The sequence below is a fragment of the Flavobacterium sp. WC2430 genome (genome assembly GCF_040822075.1).
In the GTDB taxonomy this organism is placed as follows: Bacteria; Bacteroidota; Bacteroidia; order Flavobacteriales; family Flavobacteriaceae; genus Flavobacterium.
Window position 1 is genome coordinate 3,095,837 of record NZ_CP162007.1, and the last position, 12,007, is coordinate 3,107,843.

At 33.5% G+C, this 12,007-nt stretch carries 6 protein-coding genes and 1 pseudogene; all 7 read left to right on the plus strand.

Annotation, left to right across the window (positions count from 1 at the left end):
- The first annotated feature begins 16 nt into the window (after positions 1-16).
- The 7 genes and pseudogenes from AB3G36_RS13480 (at position 17) to AB3G36_RS13510 (ending at position 11,923) form a co-directional block, all read left to right on the plus strand.
- A complete protein-coding gene (locus AB3G36_RS13480) occupies positions 17-1,801 on the plus strand; it encodes a chloride channel protein (RefSeq protein WP_367753588.1) in 1,785 nt (594 codons plus the stop codon).
- Between the two features lie 78 nt (positions 1,802-1,879).
- A complete protein-coding gene (locus AB3G36_RS13485) occupies positions 1,880-2,833 on the plus strand; it encodes a Fic family protein (protein WP_367753590.1) in 954 nt (317 codons plus the stop codon).
- A gap of 306 nt (positions 2,834-3,139) precedes the next feature.
- Positions 3,140-5,971 (plus strand): excinuclease ABC subunit UvrA, encoded by a 2,832-nt coding sequence (gene uvrA, locus AB3G36_RS13490; RefSeq protein ID WP_367753592.1) that lies wholly within the window; start codon positions 3,140-3,142, stop codon positions 5,969-5,971.
- A 294-nt stretch (positions 5,972-6,265) separates the two neighbouring features.
- The gene (locus AB3G36_RS13495) at positions 6,266-7,405 is read left to right on the plus strand and encodes a dipeptidase (protein ID WP_367753594.1); all 1,140 of its coding nucleotides are present in this window, start codon (positions 6,266-6,268) and stop codon (positions 7,403-7,405) included.
- Positions 7,406-7,421: 16 nt separating this feature from the next.
- Positions 7,422-7,931: pseudogene (locus AB3G36_RS13500) on the plus strand (GNAT family N-acetyltransferase); the annotation flags it as partial.
- Positions 7,932-8,265: 334 nt separating this feature from the next.
- The gene (locus tag AB3G36_RS13505; RefSeq protein ID WP_367753596.1) at positions 8,266-8,994 is read left to right on the plus strand and encodes a TIGR00730 family Rossman fold protein; all 729 of its coding nucleotides are present in this window, start codon (positions 8,266-8,268) and stop codon (positions 8,992-8,994) included.
- A gap of 181 nt (positions 8,995-9,175) precedes the next feature.
- Positions 9,176-11,923, plus strand: a complete 2,748-nt coding sequence (locus tag AB3G36_RS13510) for an aminopeptidase (RefSeq protein ID WP_367757941.1) — start codon at positions 9,176-9,178, stop codon at positions 11,921-11,923.
- Positions 11,924-12,007 lie beyond the last annotated feature (84 nt).

Genomic DNA, 12,007 nt, shown 5'->3' on the forward strand with positions numbered 1-12,007 from the left:
TTTCAAATAAAGATAAATGTTCAAAAAATTTAGATCTAAATTAGAAAGCATAATTGCTTGGTCCCAATCCATACTGACAGAAAAGCAATTTATCTTCTTATCTAGCGTACTAGTTGGTATCACTTCAGCATTTGCTGTAATTGTTTTAAAAACATTTGCCCACTGGGTTTTTTCATTTGCTACTTATATCAACGGAATTTTAAAATTGAGTTTCATCAATAGTGTTTTACCCATTGCCGGACTTTTACTTACCGTTTTTGTAGTTAAAAGGGTACTTGGTGGCTCAATTGAAAAAGGAACTTCACAAATATTATATGGTGTTGCAAAGAAAGCCAGCATCATTCCAAAAAAACAAATGTATGCACAAATACTTACTAGTTCCCTTACCGTAGGTTTAGGAGGATCTGCAGGACTGGAAAGCCCAATTGTAGTTACTGGTGCCGCTTTTGGATCTAATTATGCTCAAAAATATAAACTGAGTTATAAAGACCGAACTTTACTCATAGGTTGTGGTGTAGCTGCAGGAATTGCAGCTGCTTTTAATGCTCCTATTGCGGGAGTTTTGTTTGCAATTGAATTTCTTTTGGTAGATGTGAGCATCTCTGCTTTTACACCTATTATGATTGCTGCTGCGACAGGAGCCCTAGTATCCGAAATTGTATTGGATGAAACGATCTTATTAAATTTTAGACAACAGCAAGTTTTTGATTACCACAAAATACCTTTTTATATTCTTTTAGGAATATTTACTGGATTTATTTCTATTTATTATACCCGAAATTTTCAGAAAACGGAGCACTTTTTTCACCGACTCAAATTAAACCCTTATAAAAAAGCTTTACTAGGTGCCTCCATTTTAGCCGTTCTAATATTCATTTTCCCTACTTTATTTGGAGAAGGTTATGAAAGTATTAAAGTATTATCTGATAATGATCCTGGAAAATTATTAGAAAACACCCTTTTTAGTGATTTTAGAAATAATAGTTGGGTTCTACTAGCATTCGTTGGTTGTACAATGATGTTAAAGGTTTTCGCCACGGGAATTACATTAGGTTCTGGAGGAAATGGAGGGAACTTTGCCCCTGCTTTATTCTTGGGTTCTTATCTTGGTTATTTCTTTTCAAAATTTATAAATTTAACTGGACTTACAAAATTACCCGTTAGTAATTTTACCATGGTAGGAATGGCTGGAATTTTGAGTGGCTTGTTTCATGCACCGTTAACAGCTATATTCCTTATTGCTGAAATCACAGGTGGCTATAGTTTAATGCTCCCACTAATGATTGTGGCGTCTATTAGTTTTGCTATTTCAAAACGTTTTGAAAAACATTCGATGGACGTAAAAGATTTAGTTCAAAAAGGACATGCTTTTACAAGTAATAAAGATACCAATGTACTTTCAACCCTAGACACTAATTCAATCATACAAACGGATTATTTAACCATTTCTCCAGATGAAAATCTAGAAAAATTAGTTGATTTAATATCACATTCCAATCAAGTGATTTTTGCTGTTGTTGACAATGAAAAACATTTATTAGGTATAGTTCATTTCAATCATATCCGAGAAATTATATTTAATTCTTATCGTGTTAAATACACTTTGGTCAAAAATATTATGTCAACGCCTGCAGAAGTTATCTATCCTTTTAATAGTATGGAGACGGTTATGAATAAGTTTGAAAGATCCAAAATGGCTTTTCTCCCTGTTATTAAAGATGAAAAATACCATGGATTCATCTCAAAATCTATTGCGTTAGAAGCTTACAGAACCAAGTTAAAATCAATGACCATCGAATAAATTCAATAAAATAGTTTATTTTAATATCGGATAGGTTAATTTTGTGATATTCCCGATAATAAGAGTATCTTTGTAGTTATGTGGAAGATAGATCTAAGCTATAGAGAAGAATTTCAAACAACCTTTGATCGTTTGTATGAAAAAAAGCAAGTTTTGCAAACCAGCAGACCCTTGCCCAATATCGCTTTGAATAAAATCAAAGAAAGTCTTTCCATAGAATGGACTTACAATTCTAATAGTATTGAAGGAAACACACTAAGTTTAAGAGAAACTCAAATGGTCCTACAAGAAGGAATAACCATCAAAGGAAAATCATTACGAGAACATTTTGAAACACACAATCACGATAAAGCAATCGATTATTTATTTTCAATTGTAAACGATGATTATGTATTGCGCAGTATTGATATTTTATCATTGCATGGACTAGTTTTACGTTCCATTGAAGATGATTTTGCAGGTCGCTTGCGCAATGGAGGTGTACGAATTTCTGGAGCTAATTTTGTCCCACCAAATGCCAATAAAGTCTCTGATTTGCTAGATGAGTTAATAGATTTTATCAATACAAATCCGCTAGGTCTTAATGATATTGAGCTCGCGGCAATTTTTCATCATAAACTCGTTTGGATTCATCCTTTTTTTGATGGAAATGGTCGTACGGTTCGCTTAGCTATGAATTTATTATTGATGCGTTGTGGTTTTCCACCTGCGATTATCTTAAAAAATGACCGCAAGAAATACTATGAAGCACTCAACCAAGCCAATGGTGGTAATTATCAAAAAATGACCTTATTGATGTGCCAAGCTTTGGAGCGTACACTTAATATCTACTTGAATGCACTTCCTGGTAATGATAATGAATACATTGAAATTTCGAATCTTGTTCAAGAACCAGGGATGGCTTATGGTCAAGAATATATTAGCTTATTAGCAAGACAAGGTAAAATAGATGCTTACAAAGAAGGTCGTAACTGGCTAACTACAAGGGAAGCTGTCGAAAATTATATGGCTACAAGAAAAAGAAAACGCTAACACAATTGTTAGCGTTTTTGTATTTAACTCTCAAATAAAAATTTAGTACTCAATACAAATTCCTCATTTCAACAACAAAAGCCTCTCTCTAGCCCCGATTGAAGTGGAAATCCTTGTGGGGCAAGTGTTTTGCCACACAAGATTGAGACGAAAAGCGGGAAGACAACCTAATTGAAAACTAAATCGTACTGCTCCTAAAAAACAACAGCTTTTTTCTAAAAAATGCACTCCATTTTAACATAAACTTCTAAAGTGTTCTATGGAAAGAATAAATCAAAAGGTTAACTTTGCTTTTTTGCAAAAATTATGTTAGACAAAGACAATACCATAGAAGTTCAAGGGGCACGCGTTCACAACCTTAAAAACATAGATGTTTCGATTCCAAGAGAGAAACTAGTTGTTATAACTGGGCTTTCGGGTTCTGGGAAATCCTCATTGGCTTTTGATACTATTTATGCCGAAGGACAGCGTCGTTATGTAGAAACGTTTTCGGCTTATGCACGACAATTCTTGGGCGGTTTAGAGCGTCCGGATGTCGATAAAATTGATGGACTTTCGCCTGTTATTGCCATTGAACAAAAAACGACTAGTAAGAGTCCGCGTTCGACCGTGGGAACTATTACAGAAATATATGATTTCTTGCGTTTGCTTTATGCTCGTGGCGCCGATGCTTACAGTTACAACACGGGTGAGAAAATGGTGAGCTACAGTGATGAGCAAATTAAAGACTTAATTACCCATGATTTTACCAATAAACGCATCAATATTCTGGCTCCAGTAATTAGAGCTAGAAAAGGGCATTATGGCGAATTGTTTCAACAAATTGCCAAGCAAGGTTTTCTAAAAGTTCGTGTAAACGGAGAAGTTCGCGAAATTACAACTGGAATGAAACTGGATCGCTATAAAACACACGATATCGAAATTGTTGTGGATAGAATGCTAGTAGAAGAAACGCCCGACAATCAAAAACGATTATCAGAAAGCATTAATACGGCCATGCATCATGGAGAAAATGTATTAATGGTGCTGGACCAAGATTCTAACGAAGTTCGTTATTTCAGTAGAAATTTAATGTGTCCTACAACGGGAATATCCTATCAAAATCCAGAGCCTAATTTATTTTCGTTTAACTCTCCAAAAGGAGCCTGTGATCATTGTAATGGTCTGGGAACGGTAAATGAAATCAACGTTAAAAAGATTATCCCCAATCCTAAATTGTCGATTAAAGCAGGGGGTTTTGCGCCTTTGGGCGAATACAAATCCTCTTGGATTTTTAAGCAACTGGAAATCATAGGAGAGAAATACGATTTTAAAATTACAGATCCCATAGAAAAAATTCCAGAGGAAGCGATGGAAATGATTTTGAATGGTGGGAAAGAAAAATTCACGATAAACTCGGCTCTTTTGGGAGTTGCAAGAGATTATAAAATTGATTTTGAAGGTATTTCTCATTTCATAAAAAACCAACATGATGAGAGTGGTTCAACTACTATTAAGCGTTGGGCCAAGGAATTCATGGACGAAATAAAATGTCCCGTTTGTGAAGGATCTAGATTAAAAAAAGAAGCGTTATTCTTTAAAATAAACGAGAAAAACATAGCGGAATTATGTGATATGGATATTTCTGATTTGACTGCATGGTTCCATGATTTAAACACCCATTTATCAGATAAACAAAAAAGAATCGCTACCGAAGTTATTAAAGAAATCAAGGATCGATTGCACTTTTTGATGAATGTAGGTTTGGATTATTTGGCTTTAAGCCGAAGCTCAAAATCGCTTTCTGGAGGAGAGGCACAACGCATTAGATTAGCCACTCAAATAGGTTCTCAACTAGTGGGAGTTCTTTATATTCTAGATGAACCAAGTATAGGTTTACACCAGAGAGACAATGAAAAACTAATTCATTCCTTGGAGCAATTACGCGATCTTGGAAACTCAGTTATTGTAGTAGAACATGATAAAGACATGATTGAGCAAGCTGATTATGTGATTGATATAGGTCCGAAAGCGGGGAAATTTGGTGGAGAAATTATCAGCATTGGTACACCTGCCGAAACACTTCAATCCAATACTATTACTGCTCAGTATTTGAACGGGAAAATGAAATTAGAAATTCCCAAGAAAAGAAGAGAAGGCAACGGAAAATTCATGAAATTGACTGGCGCTACCGGAAATAATTTAAAAAATGTTACTATTGACTTGCCTTTGGGTAAAATGATTTGCGTCACTGGAGTTTCGGGCAGTGGAAAATCAACGTTAATCAACGAGACTCTCTACCCTATTTTGAATGCCTTTTATTTTAATGGTGTCAAAAAACCAAAACCATATAAGAAAATTGAAGGACTGGAACATATTGATAAAGTTATTGATATTGACCAAAGTCCTATTGGGAGAACACCGCGTTCTAACCCTGCCACCTATACCGAAGTATTTACCGAAATCAGGGCTTTGTTTACCAAAACTCCCGAAAGTATGATACGCGGTTATAAAGCAGGCCGTTTTAGTTTTAATGTAAAAGGGGGACGTTGTGAAACCTGCGAAGGTTCAGGGGTTCGTACCATCGAAATGAACTTTTTGCCCGATGTGTATGTGGAGTGCGAAACCTGTCAAGGAAAGCGTTTCAATAGAGAAACATTAGAGATTCGGTTTAAAGGAAAATCCATTTCGGATGTATTAAATATGACGGTTGATGAAGCGGTTCCTTTTTTTGAAATGATTCCTAAAATATATAGAAAAGTAAAAACCATACAAGATGTAGGTTTGGGATATATCACGCTAGGTCAACAAAGCACTACCCTATCTGGTGGTGAAGCGCAACGTATAAAACTGGCGGGAGAACTGTCTAAAAAAGATACTGGAAATACGTTTTATATTCTAGACGAACCTACCACAGGCCTGCATTTTGAAGACATTCGCGTATTGATGACTGTAATTAATAAACTGGTAGACAAAGGGAATACCATCTTAATTATTGAGCACAATATGGATGTTATAAAACTAGCCGATTACATCATCGACATCGGCCCAGAAGGTGGAAAAGGTGGTGGAACACTAGTTGCCAAGGGAACTCCTGAAGAAATCATTAAAAACAAAAAAAGTTATACGGCGCAGTTTTTAAAGAAAGAATTAGAATAATTATAATCCGCTGCAAGGCGGATTTCCTTTTTATATCCATTAACATCCCATACATGAAAAAACAAATATGCTTTTTCAACACTTCAAGCGCCTATTAATTTACTAGATAGAAAGTGGTAAAATACTATTTCAAAAAAAACAAACCTTAAATTAAACCTTTTTAAAAATCTTAAGTCCAAAAGATAATTAATTTACAAAAAGGAATGCTGCTAATTCACCTAGCTAAATTGTGTTGATTTTCAGTATTTCAAAAAAAGACCATGCTTATTAATGACAACTCAAAGCTAATAATACATGAAAGATAACATGGACAACAGTAACCTAGGATGGTCAAGACGAAAATTTATTATTAGTGCAACTGGAGCTGGAACAGCAATTGTGTTGAGTCCTTTTTCAAGTTGGGCTTCGAGCAGCAAAGAATTTGACCCAAGAATAGCCAAAATAGTAGCTAAAACTTTTGGAATTGACACTCACAGCCATATGGATGTGCCTTATAGGAAAGAAGAATTCATTGGGCAGAAATATAATTTAGCCGAGCAAATGAAAATATCAGGTTTGACAGCAGTATGTATGACTTTTCAAGTTGACCGCCCTGATTTAACAAAAGAAGGTGAAGCTTACGAAAGATTCAACACTTGCTTAGATGAAATGGATGAAATTTTAAAAAGAAACGATATCAATCGTGCTCTTAATTTAAATGATTTAAAAAAAGCTAAAAAAGAAAATAAACCTATTGTCATCCAGTCTGTAGAAGGAGGTCATTTTATAGAAGGGGAAATAGAACGTATCGCAATTGCTTATAATAGAGGAGTCAGACATTTAGGATTGCTACATGACAATCAATCTCTTATACCGTTAGGCGATATTTATACTGATACCCCTAGATTTGGAGGACTTACAGAAATGGGTAAAAAAGTAATAAGAGAATGTAATAGTCTTGGTATTCTAATTGACCTTACCCATTGCAGTAATGATACCATAAATGATGCACTACAATTATCTACAAAACCCATAATTATTTCTCATACTGGACTTGATACTCAATTAGGAAACGACCCAAAAATGTCCAAAATGATGAGGCCAAGGCTCATTAGTGAAAAACAAGCCAAAATTGTTGCAAAATCTGGAGGAGTAATTGGAGTTTGGACACATCTTGCTGAATCACCGATGGAGTATGCACAAAATATAAAAGCAATGGTAAATACTATTGGTATTGACCACGTTTGTTTAGGAACTGATACTAAAATGGTTGTCCCAGAGGGTTACATTAAAAGACAAGGAGGCACAACTAATACTGCATGGAAAGAACAAAAAGAAGGTTTTTATTATGTTGTTGTAGATGCCTTATTGAAAACAGGTTTTAATCAAAATGATATTGAAAAAATTGGTGGCGGTAATTACTTGCGTGTTTTTGATGCCGCAACAAAAAAGTAATAAGATCATTTAAAATAGGGTTCAAGAGCAAAAAAAGTTACGTGAAAGTAAAAATATCAAGATTATTGAGTATGGTGCTGAATTCCAATCAGCTTTTAAGTCACTTAATGAACAATGAATTTCAAACTACTTTGAAATGGAAGATGCCGATTACAAAGCACTAGACAATCCAAACGAATATATAATAAATAAAGGGGTAAAATAGTTGTTGCTCTTTATAACGATGAACCTCTTGGCGTTTGTGCTCTCATTAAAATGAATGATGATACTTATGATTTTGAACTGGCAAAAATGGCATTTTCTCCCAAAGCACAAGGTAAAAATATAGGTTTTTTTACTGGGTAAGGCAGTTATTAATATGGCCAAAGAACTAGGTGCTTCAAAAATATATTTGGAAAGCAACACTATTTTGAAACCAGCTATCCAATTGTATCAAAAATTGGGTTTTCAAAAAATAGTTGGACGCACAACGCCTTACAAACGATGTAACATTCAAATGGAATTGATCTTGAACGATACCATTTAAAAGAATAAAACAACCCAATCGAAACTAATTTTTTCAGGAAATTATATCTTTAAGCTCAGAACCAACTAATTTATTGTAGGACAGCAGTTTTAACCCCCTCCTATCTTTTTTACAAAAAAACCTATAAAAATAAGAAAAACAATATTGTATCATTTTTAAAAAAAGAGTTACTTTAGTATCCAAGAGTACTAGCCCAGATTGCAACGGCATCCTTTTACTTGCTATTTTCAGCAAGGAAAAGATACAGTGAAAAGCTGGAAAAAGCTCCTGATAACTTTAACACTAAATATCAATAACCCTAAGTTACTGATATTCAATTATCAATTTTACAAATATGAGACTAGAAGATTTTGACAATGATGAGGATAAGGTAATCCAAGACCATTTGAAACAAAAAACTTGGAATGAAATACGAACTAATGACAGTTGGGCGATTTTTAAAATCATGGCCGAATTTGTAAACGGTTATGAAACTATGGGGCGCATTGGACCCTGCGTTTCTATTTTTGGATCGGCGAGAACTAAGCCCGAAGACAAGTATTACTTACTTGCCGAAAGTATTGCCTTTAAAATTAGTAAAGCGGGTTATGGTGTCATTACTGGTGGTGGACCTGGAATTATGGAAGCTGGAAATAAAGGAGCGCACTTGGGCGGAGGAACATCAGTAGGGTTAAATATTGTGTTGCCATTTGAGCAACATTTTAATCCATATATTGATGGTGATAAGAATTTAAATTTTGATTATTTCTTTGTTCGAAAAGTAATGTTTGTAAAATATTCTCAAGGTTTCGTGGTAATGCCAGGAGGTTTTGGTACTATGGACGAATTATTTGAAGCAATTACGTTAATACAAACTAAGAAAATTGCTAAATTCCCTATTATACTTGTGGGAACGAGTTTCTGGTCTGGACTTATTGAATGGGTAAAAACGGTACTCATCGAAAAAGAACAAACGGTAAGTCCTGATGATTTGAATTTAATTAAAATTGTGGATACCGAAGACGAAGTGGTTGAAGTACTAGACAATTTCTATAAAAAATACAATTTAAAACCTAATTTCTAATCCTAAAGCTGTTTTTTTTAAAACAGCTTTTTTTTGTTCTTTATTACGTTTTTATCTAAATATACGTATCTTGGAATCCAATTTAATCTGGAATACATAATTGAAATCATTCGCTAAAATCGCTTTTTTTTCTTTGGCTTTATTGACATCAATAAAACAATTTGCGCAACATCATTCTCAAATGGTGGTTGAAGTTAATTCTGATGAAAAGACGCTTAATATTCAACAGGATATTACTTATTTTAATGAATCTGATGACAATTTAAAAGCAATCGTTTTAAATGATTGGAACAATGCTTATTCTAATGTTAATTCTCCATTGGCAAAACGTTTTTCGGATGAGTTTTACCGTGGATTTCATTTGGCCAAGGAAGCCGAAAGAGGTAGTATCAATAACATTACGATAATCGATGATCAAAAACTTTTTTTATCTTGGCTAAGAACAGAAGAAAATCCTGATGTACTTACTGTCAAATTAAGAACACCATTAGCATCACATCAAAAAACAACAATTCATCTTACTTATGTAGTTAAGGTTCCAAGTGATGTCTTTACAAAATATGGGTATAATGCACTCGGAGGCATGAACTTAAAAACATGGTACCTTACTCCTGCTCGCTATGAAAACCATGAATTTATAGTTTACAATAATGAAAACCTCGACGATATTGCCAATGCAGTATCTGATTTTGATATTGAGCTAAAAGTTACTAAAGGACTGCAAGTTACTACCGATTTAAAAAGTACAGCATCGATTGAAAATCAAGATTTTTCAATTTACACGCTTACTGGAAAAAACAGACTCAATTTTGGTCTTTTTATAGAACCAAAAATTAGTTTTCATAGTTTTAAAAATAATTCTCTTGAGGTGATTACTAATTTAAAAGAGGATAAAATAAGTATCATTGAGCAATCCTTGGTCATCAACAATGTAGTTAATTATGTAAATACACTCGTTGGGGACTATCCATTTGATAAAATAATGATTACTCAGGCGGATTACGATCGAAATCCATTTTATGGTTTGAATCAGCTGCCCTCTTTTATCAGACCCTTTTCTGATGAGTTTACGTATGAAATTAAGTTTCTAAAAACCTATTTGAATGTTTACCTAAAAAATAGTTTGCGCGCAGATATCAGAAAAGACGGTTGGATTTACGATGCGATTCAGGTGTATACCATGATGAAATATATCGATGAAAATCATCCAAACAGTAAAATGCTAGGAAGCGCATCCAGCTTTAAATTGTTAAAAAGCTTCAACCTGACCAATTTGGATTTCAATGAACAATACAGCTATTTTTATATGTTAATGGCTCGAAAAAACTTAGATCAAGCACTTGGAGATCCTAAAAATACACTTGTAAAATTCAATGAACAAATTGCAAGTAAATATAGAGCTGGACTAAGTTTACGTTTTCTAGACAGTTATTTAGATCAAAACTCAGTAGACAAAAGCATCCAACAATTCTATGCTCTAAATAAGGAAAAACAAAGTACGGAAAAAGATTTTGAAACCATCTTGAAAAGCAACACAGCCAAAAATATCAATTGGTTTTTTAACACGATCATAAAGTCTAGAGCTATTATTGATTATAAATTTTCAGCTGTCGCAAAAACCAATGATTCCATTTATTTTTCACTAAAAAACAAGACTGGAGTTATTGTCCCTGTTCCTATTTACGGCATCAAAAACGGAGAAATTGTATTCAAAAAATGGTTAGAGCCCAATGATACAGATAGCATTTATAGGATAGATAGAAAAAATGCCGATAAAATTATTTTAAATTATAAAAATGAAGTACCTGAATATAATTTAAGAAATAACTGGAAATCATTAAAACCCTTTTTTCCAAATAACCGTCCTATTAAGTTTGTTTTCATGAAAGATCTTGAAGATCCTTACTATAATCAAGTTTTATATGTTCCTACTTTAACTTACAATCTCTATGATGGATTTTCACCTGGTTTAAGGCTACATAATAAAACCATTTTAGAAAAGCCTTTTATTTTTGACATCAATCCTGCTTACTCAACAAAAGCACAAACTTTTTCAGGTTCTGGAGCCTTTGCAGTAAATCAAAATTACAGAGAAGGCTCACTTTACAATGTAAAATACTCACTTTCAGGCGCCTATTTTCACTATGCACCCGATGCTGCCTATTTAAAAATAAATCCAATGGTGACCATGCGATTTAGGGAAAATGATTTTAGAGACAATAGAAAACAGTTAATTCTATTACGCCAAGTACTGGTAAACAGAGAAAAAAGTGAAATTATTGTTGACAATTCAAATGTAAATTATTCGGTTTTTAATGCTAAGTATTACGATACTAAAACCGAAATCACCAAACATTTAAGCTTCATGGGTGATTTGCAATTATCAAAGAAATTTGGAAAACTATCGACAGAATTCGAATACAGAAAACTATTTGAAAACAACCGTCAAATCAATTTACGCCTTTTTGCTGGTAGTTTTTTATACAATAATAGCAATTCAGACTTTTTTAGTTTTGCTTTGGATAGACCAACTGATTATTTATTTGATTATAACTATTATGGACGATCTGAAAATAGCGGTTTTTTTAGTCAACAATTAATTGTAGCCGAGGGTGGTTTTAAGTCAAAACTAGCAACCCCATTTGCCAATCAATGGATTACAACTTTGAATGGAAGTTACACCATTTGGAATTTTATAGAGGCTTACGGTGATGTTGGATTTCTAAAAAATAAACATCAAAATGAAACGTTTTCATATGACAGTGGCATTCGTCTAAATTTAGTTCCTGATTATTTTGAAATGTATCTTCCTGTTTATTCTTCTAACGGTTGGGAAATAAGTCAGAAAAATTACAATGAAAAAATACGCTTCGTTATTACTTTATCACCAAAAATATTAATCAATTTATTTAATAGAAAATGGTTCTAATTAAATGATTTTAAGTGTTTATATTGAATTATATTCTGTAATATGGATTTTTTATTACATATAATTAATATTTTTTTCGGTATA

Coding starts and splice junctions, on each gene's coding strand:
- uvrA (WP_367753592.1), top strand. CDS start 3,140: ATGTTAGACAAAGACAATACCATAGAAGTTCAAGGGGCACGCGTTCAC.
- AB3G36_RS13505 (WP_367753596.1), top strand. CDS start 8,266: ATGAGACTAGAAGATTTTGACAATGATGAGGATAAGGTAATCCAAGAC.
- AB3G36_RS13495 (WP_367753594.1), top strand. CDS start 6,266: ATGAAAGATAACATGGACAACAGTAACCTAGGATGGTCAAGACGAAAA.
- AB3G36_RS13510 (WP_367757941.1), top strand. CDS start 9,176: ATGGTGGTTGAAGTTAATTCTGATGAAAAGACGCTTAATATTCAACAG.
- AB3G36_RS13485 (WP_367753590.1), top strand. CDS start 1,880: ATGTGGAAGATAGATCTAAGCTATAGAGAAGAATTTCAAACAACCTTT.
- AB3G36_RS13480 (WP_367753588.1), top strand. CDS start 17: ATGTTCAAAAAATTTAGATCTAAATTAGAAAGCATAATTGCTTGGTCC.